At 53.6% G+C, this 16,940-nt stretch carries 13 protein-coding genes; 10 read left to right on the top strand and 3 right to left on the bottom strand.

From position 1 onward, the window contains the following. Positions 1-94: 94 nt before the first annotated feature. From G7Y39_RS02985 to dapA, 10 genes are all read left to right on the top strand, one after another. The gene (locus G7Y39_RS02985; protein ID WP_165154931.1) at positions 95-1,540 is read left to right on the top strand and encodes an alpha-amylase; all 1,446 of its coding nucleotides are present in this window, start codon (positions 95-97) and stop codon (positions 1,538-1,540) included. A 210-nt stretch (positions 1,541-1,750) separates the two neighbouring features. Next, positions 1,751-3,304 carry an SLC13 family permease gene (locus G7Y39_RS02980; protein ID WP_165154929.1) on the top strand — a complete coding sequence of 518 codons (1,554 nt, stop codon included), beginning with the start codon at positions 1,751-1,753 and terminating at the stop codon, positions 3,302-3,304. A gap of 51 nt (positions 3,305-3,355) precedes the next feature. Further along, positions 3,356-3,967, top strand: a complete 612-nt coding sequence (gene cysC / locus G7Y39_RS02975; RefSeq protein WP_165154927.1) for an adenylyl-sulfate kinase — start codon at positions 3,356-3,358, stop codon at positions 3,965-3,967. Between the two features lie 8 nt (positions 3,968-3,975). Further along, positions 3,976-4,884, top strand: coding sequence for a sulfate adenylyltransferase subunit CysD (cysD, locus tag G7Y39_RS02970; protein ID WP_165154925.1), 909 nt, complete (start codon positions 3,976-3,978; stop codon positions 4,882-4,884). Positions 4,885-4,950: 66 nt separating this feature from the next. Next, positions 4,951-6,456, top strand: coding sequence for a sulfate adenylyltransferase subunit CysN (gene cysN / locus G7Y39_RS02965; protein WP_165154923.1), 1,506 nt, complete (start codon positions 4,951-4,953; stop codon positions 6,454-6,456). A gap of 89 nt (positions 6,457-6,545) precedes the next feature. Beyond that, a complete protein-coding gene (locus G7Y39_RS02960) occupies positions 6,546-7,649 on the top strand; it encodes a sulfotransferase (protein WP_165154921.1) in 1,104 nt (367 codons plus the stop codon). A 71-nt stretch (positions 7,650-7,720) separates the two neighbouring features. After that, positions 7,721-8,689: a PCMD domain-containing protein gene (locus tag G7Y39_RS02955; protein WP_370520349.1), complete on the top strand. Its 969-nt coding sequence runs from the start codon at positions 7,721-7,723 to the stop codon at positions 8,687-8,689. Positions 8,690-8,789: 100 nt separating this feature from the next. Further along, positions 8,790-10,790: an NAD-dependent DNA ligase LigA gene (gene ligA, locus G7Y39_RS02950; RefSeq protein WP_165154918.1), complete on the top strand. Its 2,001-nt coding sequence runs from the start codon at positions 8,790-8,792 to the stop codon at positions 10,788-10,790. Further along, positions 10,787-11,302, top strand: coding sequence for a hypothetical protein (locus G7Y39_RS02945; protein WP_165154916.1), 516 nt, complete (start codon positions 10,787-10,789; stop codon positions 11,300-11,302). Before ligA ends, G7Y39_RS02945 begins: the two co-directional genes overlap by 4 nt. A gap of 84 nt (positions 11,303-11,386) precedes the next feature. Beyond that, positions 11,387-12,280: a 4-hydroxy-tetrahydrodipicolinate synthase gene (gene dapA, locus G7Y39_RS02940; protein WP_165154914.1), complete on the top strand. Its 894-nt coding sequence runs from the start codon at positions 11,387-11,389 to the stop codon at positions 12,278-12,280. A gap of 24 nt (positions 12,281-12,304) precedes the next feature. Here the strand turns inward: dapA and G7Y39_RS02935 are convergent, their stop codons facing one another. From G7Y39_RS02935 to G7Y39_RS02925, 3 genes are all read right to left on the bottom strand, one after another. Further along, complete coding sequence (locus G7Y39_RS02935; protein WP_165154912.1) at positions 12,305-14,374, bottom strand: sensor histidine kinase; 2,070 nt, start codon at positions 14,372-14,374, stop codon at positions 12,305-12,307. A 77-nt stretch (positions 14,375-14,451) separates the two neighbouring features. After that, positions 14,452-16,221, bottom strand: a complete 1,770-nt coding sequence (locus tag G7Y39_RS02930; protein WP_165154910.1) for a cell wall metabolism sensor histidine kinase WalK — start codon at positions 16,219-16,221, stop codon at positions 14,452-14,454. 15 nt (positions 16,222-16,236) lie between these two features. Continuing rightward, complete coding sequence (locus G7Y39_RS02925; protein WP_165154908.1) at positions 16,237-16,923, bottom strand: response regulator transcription factor; 687 nt, start codon at positions 16,921-16,923, stop codon at positions 16,237-16,239. Positions 16,924-16,940: the final 17 nt, after the last annotated feature.

The raw sequence follows: 16,940 nt of genomic DNA, 5'->3' as shown, positions 1-16,940 counted from the left end.
TTGAAAACATCGCGAGCGATAATTGACAGGTACAGCGGGAACCATCTCGTTGTTTATTTTGTTAATCTAATCGTCAACTTTAAATGAAATAGCGATGGAAAATGGGGTAATGATGCAGTATTTTGAGTGGAATCTCCCGAATGACGGAACGTTGTGGAAACAGTTGCGAGCGGACGCGCCGCATCTGCGCGAAATGGGTGTGACAGCTGTTTGGATACCACCTGCCTACAAAGCGGATGAACAACAAGATGAGGGATATGCTACTTATGATTTGTATGATCTGGGTGAGTTTGAGCAAAAAGGAACGACCCGGACTAAATACGGGACGAAAGATGAATTGAAGAAGATGATTGATGAACTTCACGAACATCAGATTGCCGTATACCTGGATGCCGTGTTGAATCATAAAGCGGGTGGTGATTTCAGGGAAACGTTCATGGTGGTGGAGGTAGATCCTGACCAAAGAAATAAAGCCTTGGGGGAACCGTATGAGATACAGGGATGTACCGGATATAGCTTTCCGGGACGAGGGGATAAGTATTCGGATTTTAAGTGGCATTATTATCATTTTTCCGGGACGGGATTTGACGATGCTCGAAAGCGAAGCGGTATATTTCAGGTTCAAGGAGAAGGAAAAGCCTGGAGTGACGGCGTGGATGGAGAGAATGGCAATTACGATTTCCTTCTGTGTAATGATATTGACCTGGATCACCCTGACGTGGTCGCCGAACTGAATAGCTGGGGCAAATGGGTCGCGAACGAACTTGATCTTGATGGAATGCGCTTGGATGCCATTAAGCACATGAAAGACCAGTTCGTCGCGCGATTCCTGGACGCGGTAAGAAGTGAGAGAGGTGATGACTTCTATGCCGTGGGAGAATATTGGAGCCGTAACTTGGAGACATTGGATAATTACCTGAAAGCGGTGGGGCATAAAGTCGACTTGTTTGATGTCCCGTTGCATTACAATATGTTTCAGGCGTCGCAAGAAGGAAAAGATTACGATTTGCGGAATATCCTGCGGAATACGCTGGTGGAGCGCTGTCGCGAATTTGCCGTGACTTTTGTCGATAATCATGATTCGCAGCATGGGAGTTCTTTGGAGTCACAGGTCGAAGATTGGTTCAAGCCATTGGCATATGGCCTTATCCTTATGATGAAGGATGGCTATCCCTGTTTGTTCTATGGTGATTATTATGGGATAAAAGGAGAGAAATCGCCACATGCCAAGATTATAGATATTTTACTAAACGCGAGGAAAAAGTACGCGTATGGAGATCAAATGGACTATTTCGACCATCCATCAACCATAGGTTTCATTCGTACAGGAGATGAGGCGCATGTGCATTCGGGCTTGGTGTTTTTAATATCGAATGATGAGGCGGGGAGTAAAACGATGTGTTTAGGGAAAGAACATGCAGGTGAGGTGTGGCGTGAGATTACCGGAAGCATTCCGGATGAGGTGACCTTGGATGAGGAGGGAAATGGAGCGTTTTCCGTAGACGCGCGTAATCTTGCCGTTTGGGTAAAGAAAACATAAGATGACGCCTTTCCGGATTCCCCGCGGGTCTCGGTATAGGTATATCCCCACGTTATGAACGCGATTGAGGAGGCTGCCTTGTTGGGATACCGGGTTGGCCCGTAATCAACAATTATTGGTCTATATTCCACATAATCTTAAAAATAGGTTGGCGAAAGGAGTGCGCACTTGAGTATTCTTATTACTTTTGTGTCCTTAAAAGTACCGTGCATGAATTTTGATATAGTGTTTGTGTTGCTGGCGCTGATCGGTATGATCGCGGCCTTGGTATGGGATAAGATGCGGCCGGGGATGGTTCTTCTGACGGTGGTCGTGTTTTTTCTCTGTGTAGGCATCCTCACTCCCAAGGAGATGTTGGAGGGCTTTAGCAATAAAGGGATGATAACCGTGGCCATGCTCTTCCTGGTCAGTGAGGGAGTGCGGCAGAGCGGGGCTTTGGGCCAATTGATCAAGAAACTGCTTCCCGAGGGGAAGACCACCGTCTTCAAGGCGCAGGCGAGGATGCTCCCGCCGGTCGCTTTTGTCTCCGCTTTCCTCAACAATACCCCCGTTGTCGTCATTTTCGCCCCCATCATCAAGCGCTGGGCGGAGGCGGTGAAGCTTCCGGCCACGAAATTCTTGATCCCGCTCTCGTATGTCACGATATTGGGCGGTATATGTACCTTGATCGGTACCTCTACGAATCTGGTGGTGCACGGTATGATTCTGGAGGCGGGATATGAGGGCTTTACGATGTTTGAGCTGGGGAAAGTCGGTGTTTTTATCGCGATCGCCGGTATTTTGTATCTGTTCGCTTTCTCGAACAGACTGCTCCCCGACTCCAGGACGGATACGATATCCGAGGAGGGGGAGGATGAGAATCCCGGGAACTTCCACCGGGTGGAGGCCGTGCTGGGCGCACGCTTCCCGGGTATCAACAAGACCTTGGGGGAGTTTAACTTTACCCGCCATTACGGGGCGATCGTGAAAGAGGTGAAGAGCGGCGGACAGCGTTTTACCCGCAACCTGGATACGGTGGTATTGCATGAGGGCGATACCTTGGTGTTGTGGGCGGACGATTCTTTCATCCCTACATGGGGTGAGTCCAGTGTCTTCTTGATGTTGGCGAATGGGAATGAGGCAACGGAACCGGTATCGAGGAAGAAACGTTGGCTGGCGTTAGGCCTGCTGATCTTTATGATCACGGGGGCTACGGTAGGGGAGTTGCCCGTCGTGAAAGAGGCCGTTCCAAGCATGCGCTTGGATATGTTCTTCTTTGTCAGCATTACGACGATCATCATGGCGTGGACGAAGCTTTTCCCACCTAAAAAATATACGAAATACATTTCTTGGGATATCTTGATCACGATCGCTTGCGCTTTCGCTATCAGCAAGGCCATGGAGAACTCCGGTTTCGCCGCGCTGATCGCCCGTCACATCATCGGCATGTCCAGCAGCATGGGACCGTACGCGTTGCTGGCGATCGTCTTCATCATCACCAATATCTTTACGGAGCTGATCACGAACAATGCCGCCGCGGCGCTCAGCTTCCCGATCGCCCTGTCGGTCGCCACGCAGCTCAGCGTAGACCCGACGCCCTTCTTCGTCGTGATCTGTATGGCGGCGTCGGCTAGTTTCAGTACGCCGATCGGCTACCAGACCAACCTGATCGTACAGGGCGTGGGGGGCTATAGGTTCACGGATTTCGTGAAGGTGGGCCTGCCCCTGAACTTGATTACCTTCTTGATCTCGGTGTTCGTGATACCGATGGTGTGGGAGTTTTAAACAATGGACAATTGACAATGGACAATTGACAATTAAAGATGATGATTGATAATGGAAGAAAGACTGAATAATATTTATCCTATTTTTGATAGGATGATGGGGAGAAAGGAGAAAGAGGCGCTTTTGGGGCAAAGGGGCTTGATGGTATGGTTTACCGGGCTGAGTGGCTCGGGGAAGAGTACGATCGCTGTCGCCCTGGAGCGCGAGTTGCATAAACGGGGATTGCTCTGCCGCGTCCTCGACGGGGATAATATCCGTAGCGGGATCAACAATAATCTCGGCTTCTCGCCGGAGGACCGGGTGGAGAACATCCGCCGGATCGCCGAGGTGGGCAAACTGTTTGTCGATACGGGTGTGATCACCCTAGCGGCTTTCATCAGCCCGAACGACGAGTTGAGGGAGATGGCGGCGGCCATCATCGGGAGGGAGAACTTCCTGGAGGTCTATGTCAGCACCCCGATCGAAGAGTGCGAGCGGCGTGACGTGAAAGGCCTGTACGCGAAGGCACGCCGGGGCGAGATCAAGGAGTTTACCGGGGTTTCCGCCCCGTTCGACGCGCCCCCGCATCCCGACCTGACGCTGGATACCTCCCTGTTGAGCGTGGAGCGATCCGTGAGCCGGTTGCTGGAGTTGATCGTACCGAAAGTAGAAATCAAACACTGAAAAAAGATATGTCCGATTACAAGTTAAGTCATTTGCAGGAGCTGGAGGCCGAGTCTATCCACATCATCCGGGAGGTAGCCGCCGAGTTCGAGAATCCGGTTATGCTCTATTCCATCGGGAAGGATTCTTCCGTGATGGTCCGTCTGGCCGAGAAGGCTTTCGCTCCGGGTAAGGTCCCTTTCCCCCTGATGCACATCGATTCCCGATGGAAGTTCAAGGAGATGATACAGTTCCGCGACAGCTACGCGAAGCGGTTCGGATGGAACCTGATCGTGGAGTCCAACGAGGAGGCCTTCCGCGCGGGCGTAGGTCCCTTCACGCACGGCAGCAAGGTGCATACCGACCTGATGAAGACGCAGGCGCTGCTGCAAGCCTTGGATAAACACAAGTTCGACGCCGCCTTCGGAGGCGCCCGCCGCGACGAGGAGAAGAGCCGGGCGAAAGAACGCATCTTCTCGTTTCGCGACAAGTTCCACCAGTGGGACCCGAAGAACCAGCGCCCGGAGTTGTGGGACATCTACAACGCCCGTGTCCACAAGGGGGAGAGCATCCGCGTGTTCCCGCTATCGAACTGGACGGAGCTGGATGTCTGGCAATATATCCGCCTGGAGAAGATCCCCATCGTACCGTTGTATTTCGCCAAGGAGCGCCCCTGCGTGGAGATCGACGGCAACCTGATCATGGCGGACGACGACCGCTTGCCGGAGCAGTATCGCGACCGGATCGAGATGCGTAGGGTCCGCTTCCGCACGTTGGGTTGCTGGCCGCTGACCGGCGCCGTGGAGAGCGGGGCGGACACGATCGAGAAGATCGTGGAGGAGATGATGACCACTACCAAGAGCGAGCGCACGACCCGCGTGATCGATTTCGACCAAGACGCGAGCATGGAGCAGAAGAAACGGGAAGGCTATTTTTGAATGGACAATTGACAATGGACAATTCAAGAGATGCTGATAGTATGTAGAACGAATAAAATAATAATAATGGATAACAAGGAACAAGATAATCAATTGACAATTGATGAGTTTCTTCGCCGGGATGAGCAGAAGGACCTGCTCCGGTTTTTGACCGCGGGGTCGGTGGATGATGGGAAGTCGACGCTGATCGGGCGGTTGTTGTATGACAGCAAGAAGATATATGAGGACCAGTTGGACGCCCTCGAGCGTGACAGCAAGCGCATGGGGAATGCCGGCGACCATATCGACTACGCCCTGCTGCTGGACGGGCTGAAGGCCGAGCGCGAGCAGGGGATCACCATCGATGTGGCCTACCGCTATTTCAGCACGAACAACCGCAAGTTCATCATCGCCGACACGCCGGGGCATGAGCAGTACACCCGCAACATGATCACCGGCGGATCGACGGCGAATCTGGCGATCATCCTGGTGGATGCCCGTACGGGGGTGATCACGCAGACGCGCCGCCACACCTATTTGGTGTCGCTCTTGGGCATCAAGCATGTGGTGCTGGCGGTCAACAAGATGGACCTGGTGGATTTCGACAAGGAGAGGTTCGACAAGATCGTCGCCGACTATAAGGCGTTTGTTGCCCCGTTGGAGATCCCCGATATCACCTGCATCCCGCTCTCCGCCTTGGATGGCGACAATGTGGTGGAGAAGAGCGGCCGTACCCCCTGGTACGAAGGGCTGTCGCTGCTGGAGCTCCTCGAGACGGTGCCGATCGACCGGGACCGCAACTTCGAGGATTTCCGCTACCCGGTGCAGTATGTCCTGCGCCCGAACCAGGACTTCCGCGGCTTCTGCGGCAAGGTGGCGAGCGGCATCGTGCGCAAGGGAGACAGGGTGATGGCGTTGCCCTCCGGGAAGCAGTCCAAAGTGAAGAGCATCGTGACATACGATGGAGAGATAGAGGAGGCTTTCCCTCCCCAATGTGTCACGATCACCCTGGAGGACGAGATCGACCTCTCCCGTGGGGAGATGCTGGTCCACCCGGATAACCTGCCGATCCGCGACCGCCGTTTCGAAGCCATGCTGGTGTGGATGGACGAGGAGCCGATGGACATGAGCAAGCAGTTTTACATCAAGCAGACCTCGCACACGACCCGCGCCCGTGTGGACCGTATCCGCTATAAGGTGAACGTGAACACGATGGAACATCTTTCCATTGACAATGGACGATTGACGGCGGACACGCTGCCGATGAGGCTGAACGAGATCGGCCGCGTGGCCTTTACGACCGCCCATGAGCTCTTCTTCGACCCCTACCGGAGGAACAAGCGGACCGGTTCGTTCATCCTGATCGACCCGATCACGAACAACACCTCCGCCGTGGGCATGATCGTGGAGCAATTGACAATTGACAATGGACAATGGACAATGGAAGAGGGGGCCGGTAATTGTCAATTGTCCATTGTCAATTGTCAATTAGACCTCCCCGCTTTGGGTATCGGGACGGAGCATTATGAGGCGATAGAGAAAGCCTGCGAAGCCCTCGAGAGACAGGGGGTCAAAGTTGAACTGAAGCGATAAAACTGAAAAGATAAAATAGAACCCGGACAACAGCAATGGCTCTTTTAAAATTGTCCATTGTCCATTGTCCATTGTCAATTGAATACGATATGGGATTACTGGAATTTGACAAACTGCCGATCAACACCCTGGTGGGCGCGGATTGGGATACCTTCAGGAAGGTGACGGCCCGGCAGCGGATCGACAAGGGCTTCAAGGGCAAGTATCGCCTCACGACCGGCGTCTGCCGCCTGTTGAGCGCCTTGAAGCCGATCGAGGACCGGCGGTTCAAGAAACTGGCCGACAAGCCGCTGGAGATGGACCCCTTGTTCATCTTGGGCCATTGGCGCAGCGGAACAACCTTCGTGCATAACATCTTCGCCTGCGACAAGCATTTCGGTTATACCACGACTTACCAGACGGTATTTCCGCACCTGATGCTCTGGGGCCAGCCTTTCTTCAAGAAGAACATGGCTTTCTTGATGCCGGACAAGCGTCCGACCGATAACATGGAGTTGAAGGTGGATCTTCCGCAAGAGGAGGAGTTCGCCTTGTCGAACATGATGCCTTATACCTATTACAATTTCTGGTTCTTCCCAAGACGCTGGATGGAATATTGCGATCGTTACCTGTTGTTCAACGGCATCACGGAGCCGGAGCGGGAGGTATTCAAGGCGACCTTCCTCAAGCTGGTCAAGGTCTCCCTCTGGAACACGGGCGGTACGCAGTACCTGAGCAAGAACCCGCCCCATACGGGGCGCGTGAAGACGTTGCTGGAGATGTTCCCCGACGCCAAGTTCATCTACTTGAAGCGAAACCCCTACACGGTGTTCGAGAGTACCCGCAGTTTTTTCACGAATACGATCCAGCCGTTGCGTCTGCAGGAGATTACGAACGAGCAGATCGAGGCGAACCTCATCGAGGTCTACCGCCGCCTGTACGACAAGTACGAGGAGGAGAAGCACCTGATACCCGAAGGGAACCTGGTGGAGGTGAAGTTCGAGGATTTCGAGCAGGACGCCTTCGCCATGACCGAGGATATCTACAAGCGGTTGGACCTCCCCGGCTTCGCGGCGGCCAAGGCGGATATCGAGCGCTACCTGGGCAAGAAGAAGGGCTACAGGAAGAACCAATACAAGTACGACGACCGCACGGTGCGCCTCGTGGAGGAGAATTGGGGCATGGCGCTCAGGGAGTGGGGATACTCCTTATAATTGACAATGGACAATTGACAATTGGGAGAGCGGTAAATGGAAAGTTGGAACGCGTGAATGGAAAACTGGAAATGGAGATGGAAATGAAATGGAAATTGAGGTGTTTGGGCCTTTTGATAATTGTCAATTGTCAATTGTCCATTGTCCATTGCCAACGGCACCCTGTGCCGTTCGGCGACATGGACCACTGGGTGGTGCGCGAGATTCATGAGTCGGGTATCATCGGGGGGAACACGAAGTTGCTGTACGAGCTGGGCCCCTCGGATACGATTGTCGGTAATACGGCCTTCCGGAACAGGGGCGGGTCTCCGTGGGCTACCTCCAACGTGATGGCGAAAGTGGCGGGCGTGGTGAAGACCAACACCTCCGTCTTTCCGGAGCGGCGAGGCGACGGCTGGTGCGCCCGCATGGAGACGCGGATGGAGGGGATGAAGGTGTTGGGCCTGGTCGACATCGAGGTGATCGCCGCCGGTTCCATCTTCTTGGGCGAGGTACACGAGCCGATCCGGGGGACCAGGAACCCCCAGGCGATGTTGCGGTCGGGCGTGCCTTTCACCCAAAAGCCGAAAGCGCTGCGGTTCGATTACAAGGTGAAGGCCGCTCCCGAGAAGCACCGCGTGCGCAGTACGGGTTTCAGCCGCAAGAGCACGGTGGCCGGGCAGGACTCCTTGGCGGTGATCCTGTTGCTGCAGAAACGCTGGGAAGACGCGGCGGGGAATGTCTATTCCAAGCGGGTCGGCACGATGGTGCGACGCTATACGGAATCCACCCCCGGCTGGGTAAACGGCGCCACCTGCCCGATCCTTTACGGCGACATAACCTCCAGCCCCGAGTACAGGCCCTACATGCGCATACAGGTAGAGGAACGTTATACGTCGAACAGCAAGGGGAAAAGCGTCCCGATCCAAGAGGTAGGCTGGGCGGAGCCGGGCGAGACACCCACGCACATGGTGTTGCAGTTCACCTCCAGCCACGGCGGCGCCTATGTCGGCTCGCCGGGCAACACGCTGTGGATCGATAACGTGGAGCTGGTCTATTAAAAACCCTCCCGAGGCCTCGGGAGGGTTCGCGACACCTGTCGGCAAGATTTCCGAGGCCTTTTGGCGTCTTGCCGGTCAATTATCAATTTTTTCAAAGCTTATGGAAGTAGAAAACAGAATCAAAACATTGCGCGAGGCGCTGGAACAACACAATTACAATTACTACGTGCTCTCGGCGCCGACGATATCAGACTTCGAGTTCGACCGGATGATGAGGGAGCTGCAGGAGCTGGAGGCGGCGCACCCCGAGCTGGCCGACCCGGATTCGCCGACCCGGCGGGTGGGGAGCGACCTCTCGAGAGCGTTCGAGCAAGTCGTCCACAAATATCCGATGCTCTCGCTGGGCAATACCTACTCGGAGGAGGAGGTGAGGGATTTTTACACGCGCGTCGCCCGCGACCTGAACGAGCCGTTCGAGATCGTCGCCGAGCTGAAGTACGACGGTACCTCCATCTCGCTCACCTACGAGGGGGGACGCCTCATCCGTGCCGTGACCCGCGGCGACGGGACCCGCGGCGACGATGTGACGGCCAACGTGAAGACCATCCGCTCGGTCCCGTTACGGCTCTGGGGCTCAGGTTTCCCCGCGGCCTTCGAGGTGAGGGGGGAGATCCTGCTCCCCTGGGCGGAGTTCGACCGCCTGAACCGGGAGCGGGAGGAGCAGGAGGAGCCGCTCTTCGCCAACCCGCGCAACGCCGCCTCGGGCACGCTCAAGCAGCAGAGCCCGGCGGTGGTGGCGGCGCGCAAGCTGGATGCCTACTTCTACTACCTGTTGGGGGAGGAGCTGCCGGCGGAGACTCACTACGACAACTTGGAGGCGGCCCGTGCGTGGGGGTTCAAGATCCCCGGCGTGATCCGCCTGTGCCGCAGCTTGGAGGAGATTTATGACTATATCGCCTATTGGGATGTGGAACGCAAGAACCTGCCGGTGGCGACGGACGGGATCGTCTTGAAGGTGAACTCGCTGCGCCAGCAGCGCCACTTGGGGTTCACGGCGAAGAGCCCGCGCTGGGCGATCGCCTACAAGTTTCAGGCGGAGCGGGCCGCGACGCGGCTCAACTCGGTCTCCTTCCAGGTGGGACGGACGGGGGCGGTCACGCCGGTGGCCAACCTGGAGCCGGTCTTGCTGGCGGGGACGACCGTCAAGCGGGCGTCGCTCCACAATGCCGATATCATCGAAGGGCTCGACCTGCACCTGGGCGACCGGGTGTACGTGGAGAAGGGCGGCGAGATCATCCCGAAGATCGTCGGGGTCGACATCGAGGCGCGTGGCTTGCTAGCGGGCGACAAGGTGCGTTTCGTCCGCTCCTGCCCCGAGTGCGGTACGCCGCTGGTACGCCTCGAGGGGGAGGCGGCGCACTACTGCCCGAACGAGTCGGGCTGTCCGCCCCAGATCAAGGGGCGCATCGTGCATTTCGTGACCCGCAAGGCGATGAACATCAATATCGGCCCGGAGACGGTGGAGGATCTGTACGACGCCGGCTACGTGAAAGACGCGGCAGACCTATATACATTGACGGTGGCGGATCTGTCGCGCCTGGAGCGCTGGGCGGAGAAGAGCGCCCGCAACCTGATGGCGAGCCTGGAGGAATCCCGGCAAGTCCCCTTCGAGCGGGTGCTCTACGCCCTGGGGATCCGTTTCGTGGGCGAGACGGTCGCGAAGCGGCTGGCTGCGGCCTTCCACTCGATCGAGGCGCTGGCGCAGGCCTCCCCCGCGGATTTGGTAGCCGTGGACGAGATCGGCGAGCGGATCGCCCAAAGCGTGTCGCGCTACTTCTCGGACGAGAAGAACCGTACGTTGGTAAGCCGGTTAAAGGAACAAGGCCTGCGGATGGCGGTCTCCGAGGAGCGGCTGGCAGACCGCTCCGAGCGGTTGAAAGGATTGACGATCGTGATCAGCGGGACCTTCGCCCGCCACTCGCGCGATGAGTACAAGGCGATGATCGAGCGGCACGGCGGGAAGAACAGCGGCTCCGTCTCCGGGAAGACCGACTATATCCTGGCCGGCGAGAACATGGGGCCGGCCAAGCTGGAGAAGGCGGCGAGGCTGGGTGTGAGGATCATCCATGAGGAGGAATTTTTAAACCTAATAGCGGAATGAGGCTGACGGATTATTTCATCAAGAAGCGGGTGTGCGCCCTGGCGGCCTTGGCGGCCGGACGCCGGCATGCCTCCCGCCCGCTGGACGACGCCCGCCGCGTCCTGGTCCTTTACGAGGCGGCCGACGCCGCGCGGGTCGAGCCCTGCTTGGCCCGCCTGCGCGAGGGGGGCCAGGCGGTCGAGACGTGTGTCTACGTGACCGGCGGCCCGGAGCCCGACTCCTCCTGCCTCGCGGTCCATGCCAAGCGAGACGTGAGCCTCTGGCAGTTCCCTTCCGACGCCCTCCTGGAGCGCTTCAAGGCGGTCGAGGCGGATATCCTGATCGACCTGACGCGCCCCGGCTGCTACCCGATGCTATACCTCATGCTACAGCATCCCTGCGGGTTCAAGGTAGGGGCGAAGCAGGAGGGCATCGACCTGTACGATCTGTCCATATCGCTAACAGTGCGTGAAGATATCGGACGTTTGTTTGAACATATATTATTTTATTTGCGGGCGATACGTTCAAAATGATATAAATTCCTTATTTTTGCGCCACTATCGGCAATTGGCACCAAGCAGTTGTCAATTGTCCATTACCAATTGTCAATTAATAACATGGCAGACATAAACTTAAAAGGAATGGGCGTAGCGTTGATCACGCCATTCAAGGAAGACGAGAGCGTAGACTACGAGGCGTTGGGCAAGCTGGTGGATTACCAGGTGCAGAACGGTACCGATTACCTGGTCGTGCTGGGAACCACGGCGGAAACCCCTACGCTTACGGAAGAGGAGAAGAGAAACATCGTGAACTTGGTGGTGACTCGCGTACGCGGCCGCGTCCCGATCGTATTAGGCGTGGGAGGCAACTGTACGCGGTCTGTTGTCGAGAAGCTGAGGAGCGATCCTTTCGAGGGGATCGATGCGATCCTCTCGGTCGTACCCTACTACAATAAACCTTCCCAAGAGGGGATTTTCCAACATTACAAGGCGATCGCCAACGCGACCCACTTGCCGATCGTGCTCTACAACGTGCCGGGGCGCACCGGCGTGAACATGACGGCCGAGACGACGCTGCGCGTCGCCCGCGCGTTCAAGAACGTGGTCGCCGTGAAAGAGGCTTCCGGCAATATCACCCAGATGGATGATATCATCAAGCACAAGCCGGCGAGCTTCAGCGTGATCTCGGGCGACGACGGGATTACCTTCCCGCTGATCACCTTGGGGGCGGTCGGCGTGATCTCCGTCATCGGCAACGCCTTCCCGCGCGAGTTCAGCCGTATGGTGCGCCTGGCCTTGGCGGGCGATTACGATAGCGCCCGTACCATCCACCATAGCTTCACGGAGCTGTTCAGCCTGTTGTTTGTCGACGGCAACCCGGCGGGGGTGAAGAGCATGCTGAACATGATGGGCTTTATCGAGAACAAGCTCCGCCTGCCCCTGGTCCCTACGCGTATCGTCACGTATGAGAAGATCCGTGAGGTCCTGCGGCAGTTGAGCATCAAGTGCTGATCCGCTTATTAAGGCCGGTCTGCCTCAGGATGGATTATCGAGCGGGTGATCGTAGGGGTGGAGTACGACGAACCGGGCTCCATGCCTATAGGCCGGGTCCAATCGGATGGAGCCACCTAAGTGCTCGATAATCGTCTGGCTGATGGATAATCCCAAACCCGTGCCCTGCGCGTACTCATCGATCTTCTCGAAACGCTCGAATATGACTTTCTGCTTATCCTCCGGTATCCCGCATCCGGTGTCGGTCACGGAGATGCGTACATACCGCTTGTCCTCATCCGTTTGATAAGATAGGTTGATCTCTCCCTCTTTCGTGAATTTGCAGGAGTTGGTCAACAGGTTTATCAATAATTGCTGGAGACGTATCGAATCGGTCTGGATATGCAAGGGATCCTCAGCCGGCGTATAGGTCAATCGAACACCCGGGAGGACCCGGTGCTCCACGCTCGCCAGGGCGTTCCGGCAACAATCCGATAAGTCGCACTTCGCTATAGTGAACTTCATATTCCCGGATTCCAGGCGAGAAAGGTCAAGAATGTCATTTATCAGATTCAGCAATAAGTAAGAGTTGTTGTTGATGATCGAGAAGAACTCTCTCTTTTCGCCGGCCGAGATAGATTCATCGGATATTAATTCCGAGAAGCCGACGATCGCGTTCAGCGGCGTACGGATCTCATGGCTGATATTGGCGATAAACGTGCTTTTCATCCGGTTGGCGTGTTCCGCCATCTCTTTGGCTGTACGAAGTTGACGCTCGGACTCTAATAAAGTATCCTTGTCCTTCATGAGTTCCTGTTGGTAATGGCGCGCGGAGCGATAGAACTTGTGTACGATGTATAGCATCACCAAGAGAACGATCGATATTACGAGTAGAATAATCACTAACAACTTTTGGGCATGCAGTTGTTGCTCGCGTAGCTGTAGCTCGTACGCCTGCATCTCCTGATTGTTTAGGTCATGCAATGTCCGGAGCTGATTGATCTGCCGGTTAAAGGCCTCGTCATGCAGCATCTGGGCATGTTCCACGACTTTTCTGCCAAACGCGAGCGCTTCCTTATAACGTCCCAACGCTTCGAGTATATCGACTTTCAGCTCCGTGGTTCGTATATCTTCTTCCGTTAGTTTGTTCGTGTCTATGATGTTCAGCGCCTTTTCATACTTACCTGTCAGATAGTAATACTTGGCGAAAACGAAGTTGTAGCAGAATTTCGTATAATCATCTCCGGCCTCTAGGATCGGTGTCGCTTTCGACAAGGCCTCCAATGCCTCCTTGGGCTTGTCTTTAAGGACATACATATCCGCGTAGAAAATATACATCAGCGCACGGCAACGATCCACGGGGAACGCGGTCCCTTGTTCTTTATTCTCCCTTTCCCTGTCTCGGATCATTTCATCGTAGCGAGCTAATAATTCCTTGGCTTCGGTGAAATGGTTGGTTCGCAGATAAGACTCGATGAGATTTCCCATGTATTGCATCTCGAATTTCGGGTTGTCGCCCCGTTTCTGTAATAAGCCGAGACCCTCCCGGTACGCTACGATCGCGTCGCTGTCCCGATGGATCTCTTGATAGATTAAGCCCAGGTTCTCGTTGCAGCAAATCAATCCATATTCATTTTTTGTATCACGGGCATAGTTGTATAGGCTGATCGCCCCGTTCATCGCCAACTCATAATTGCCGTCCCATAGATCCATCTGGCAGATGAATCCTCGCGCGTCGAATAACGCGTCCGGAATCTCATCCACGTCCGCGGCCAACGAATCTATCTTATTCGACCAATAAATCAGGCTATCCCTGTTTTGTATATTGTAATAATGGCGGGATAAGTTGGCCCATGCGTAATACAAAGAGGCGTGATCTTCCGAGGTGGAGCTTGCCACCTCCGCCATTTTGTTCAGGTAAACAATCTCCTTGGGCGTCTGCCTGTACATTGTCGCTAAACTTTTATATAACTCGATCTGTTCATCTACGGTTGGCGAGGACTCTAATAGGGATAAAAGACTATCTTCCCTTTGTTGGGTAGTATAGGTGTTTCCCGCTAAAGGAAACAGGGGGATCATTAAATAGACCGATAATACGAAATAGATGTTTCTCATGACATTGTATGGCGTTTAATACAAAGATACATTTTTAATAGTAAACGTCAAGCGTATGTTATGGAATTTTCGGGATTTTATAGTTTCTTTTTCAGGGTAAAGAAAAAGGTAACCCCTTTTCCCGGACTGCTCTTCGCGGATATTTGTCCTTTATGGAAATTGACCCCGTTCTTGACGATGGATAATCCCAATCCGGTTCCTCCGATCTTACGACTGCGTCCCTTGTCCACCCGGTAGAAGCGTTCGAATATGCGATTGATGTGTTCTTCCGGGATACCCACTCCATTATCAGAGAAGCTGAAGTAATAATATTTAGGATCTTCTTTATAGCAGTTGATGGTAATCTTTATGTTTTCTCCGGCGTAAGCGATCGCGTTGTCATATAGATTCCGGAATATGGAATAGAGTAGGGAGTTATTCCCCGACACGGTCGGATCCCCCGGGAGGGTGATTTCCGATGTGATGTGTTTTTCTTCCATCTCTTTGGAGCATTCTTTTTGTATCTCGGCGATAAGCTTCGTGATATTTACTTCCATGAGGTCGAACATCTCGGATGCCTCGTCGAGCCTGTTTAATACGGAGATGTCTCGTAACAATCCTGTGAGGCGGGTACTTTGGGAGTAACAGCGCTCCAAGAAAAATTGACGTTTGTCCGGGCTCAAGTCCGGGTTGGACAGGATTGTCTCCAAGTACCCTTGAATGCTGCTGACCGGTGTTTTCAGCTCGTGAGAGACGTTTTGCGTAAGCTGTCGTTTCATCCGGCTCTCCTCTTCTTGACGGGATATATCGTTAATAGAGATCTCATAACTGTTATCGAGGAATAAAATACATTCGATCAAAAATATCTTACCGTTCTTGTCAATAGTCACGGACTCTCTTAATACTTTCTTTTTCCGGTTCAGATTCCGGATATTCTTGGTTAAGAAGGTCCGGATAGGTTCTAGCTCGGCTATATCGGTAACGTCTTCCGCTTGGTGGATCTGGGTGTCGGATATGACATTTATGAATTGAATGAATAGGATGTTAGAGAGAATTTCCCGCCCTTCGCTTGTAAACACGGCGAAGCCTTCCTTGGAATATTGGAAATGTTTGATGAGTTTTTCCCGTTCCATGGATAACTCGTTTTTCGCTTTTTGTTGTCGATGGTATAAAGTTACGATGTTCTGTGAGATATCACCTAGCTCATCATTCGGGAAGACATAATCGACCGCGGGCATTTGATCTTTCTCTACGTTTAAGGCGAAATCCCTCAGTTTGGCTATTGTCCTGCCTATGCTGAAAGTAAAACGGGAAAGCACGAAGAAGAAAATCACGGTCATCAATGCCATGAAATAAATGAAGTCCTTGTTTACCGTCAATATCCCTCTCACATAGGGATCATAGAGCAGGGCTGAGCGGTAAATATAACCTCCGATATTCGATGCCGAATAGAAATACCTTTTTCCCGTGGATTCCGAGGAACGGATAGCGAATCCTTCATTGTACAACCGGGCTTTGTGAACCTCGCTCCGGTCGTTATGATTATTAAACTCGTCCGTCCCGCTATTGTCAAACAATACGTCGCCGGACGGATCGATAATGGTTACCCGTAAGTCCCTTTGAGGGATGTCGTCCATGAAACTTATTACGGTCTGGTTGATGTCCGTGTTTTGTTGGCATCTACGGAATAATTGGTAATTATAGTTACTCAACACATTGTTCAACTTTTCTTGCGCGCACTCCCTTTCCCGCTGATACTGGAACAGCAGGAAACAGACCGTAAAGCCCAGGAACATAAAAAAAACCGACCAGAAAAGCCGTTGGCTAAACGGTATCCGGTGCCTTTTCTCACCATCTATCTTTACCATGATTCAGCGACAATGTTAACATTCAAAACAATAACCGAAACCCAAACGAGTTACGATGTTCTTTCCATAAGGACCTATTTTCTTACGTAACCGGGTGATGTTGACATCGATTGTACGGTCCAGGACATATACCTCGTCTTTCCAGATGCGAGATAGTATTTCCTCTCTGGAGAAGACGTTCCCTTTATTCTCCAACAGAAGTTTTAGTATCTCAAACTCTTTTTTGGTCAAAGAGACTTCCACCCCGTCTACCGTAGCCTTGATGCGTTTCGTGTCCAGGGCTAATGTCTCATACTCGAGTCTCTCGATCTCTTTTTCCCTCGATGGCTCGGAAGTTCTTCTTAGCACGGCCTTGACACGCGCCGTTACTTGGCGGATGGAGAAAGGCTTGGAGATATAGTCATCCGCCCCGAGATTGAATCCCGTGAGCAGATCGTTCTCCGTATCCTTGGCCGTGAGGAAGATGATAGGGATATTGGCCGTCTTCTCATCTTGTCGCAGGATACGTGCCATCTTGAAACCGGAGATTTCTCCCATCATTACATCCAACAATAATAAATTGTAAGCGGTCAGATCCTTTTTCAAGGCCTCTTCCGCGCTATAGGCGGTATCCACTTCATAACCTTCTATCTCTAAGTTGAACTTAAGGATCTCACACAAATCCTCTTCATCATCCACTACAAGAATACGAGTTGTTACCATAAGCTGTTCTGTCTTTA

Origin of the sequence: Parabacteroides sp. ZJ-118, assembly GCF_011038785.1 — a bacterium.
Lineage (GTDB): Bacteria > Bacteroidota > Bacteroidia > Bacteroidales > Tannerellaceae > Parabacteroides.
This window is presented reverse-complemented; position numbering and strand designations above follow the sequence as displayed.

Excerpts from the sequence above, each read along its gene's own strand:
- G7Y39_RS02985 (WP_165154931.1), top strand. The coding sequence starts at position 95 with ATGGAAAATGGGGTAATGATGCAGTATTTTGAGTGGAATCTCCCGAAT.
- G7Y39_RS02980 (WP_165154929.1), top strand. The coding sequence starts at position 1,751 with ATGAATTTTGATATAGTGTTTGTGTTGCTGGCGCTGATCGGTATGATC.
- cysC (WP_165154927.1), top strand. The coding sequence starts at position 3,356 with ATGGAAGAAAGACTGAATAATATTTATCCTATTTTTGATAGGATGATG.
- cysD (WP_165154925.1), top strand. The coding sequence starts at position 3,976 with ATGTCCGATTACAAGTTAAGTCATTTGCAGGAGCTGGAGGCCGAGTCT.
- cysN (WP_165154923.1), top strand. The coding sequence starts at position 4,951 with ATGGATAACAAGGAACAAGATAATCAATTGACAATTGATGAGTTTCTT.
- G7Y39_RS02960 (WP_165154921.1), top strand. The coding sequence starts at position 6,546 with ATGGGATTACTGGAATTTGACAAACTGCCGATCAACACCCTGGTGGGC.
- G7Y39_RS02955 (WP_370520349.1), top strand. The coding sequence starts at position 7,721 with ATGGAGATGGAAATGAAATGGAAATTGAGGTGTTTGGGCCTTTTGATA.
- ligA (WP_165154918.1), top strand. The coding sequence starts at position 8,790 with ATGGAAGTAGAAAACAGAATCAAAACATTGCGCGAGGCGCTGGAACAA.
- G7Y39_RS02945 (WP_165154916.1), top strand. The coding sequence starts at position 10,787 with ATGAGGCTGACGGATTATTTCATCAAGAAGCGGGTGTGCGCCCTGGCG.
- dapA (WP_165154914.1), top strand. The coding sequence starts at position 11,387 with ATGGCAGACATAAACTTAAAAGGAATGGGCGTAGCGTTGATCACGCCA.
- G7Y39_RS02935 (WP_165154912.1), bottom strand. The coding sequence starts at position 14,374 with ATGAGAAACATCTATTTCGTATTATCGGTCTATTTAATGATCCCCCTG.
- G7Y39_RS02930 (WP_165154910.1), bottom strand. The coding sequence starts at position 16,221 with ATGGTAAAGATAGATGGTGAGAAAAGGCACCGGATACCGTTTAGCCAA.
- G7Y39_RS02925 (WP_165154908.1), bottom strand. The coding sequence starts at position 16,923 with ATGGTAACAACTCGTATTCTTGTAGTGGATGATGAAGAGGATTTGTGT.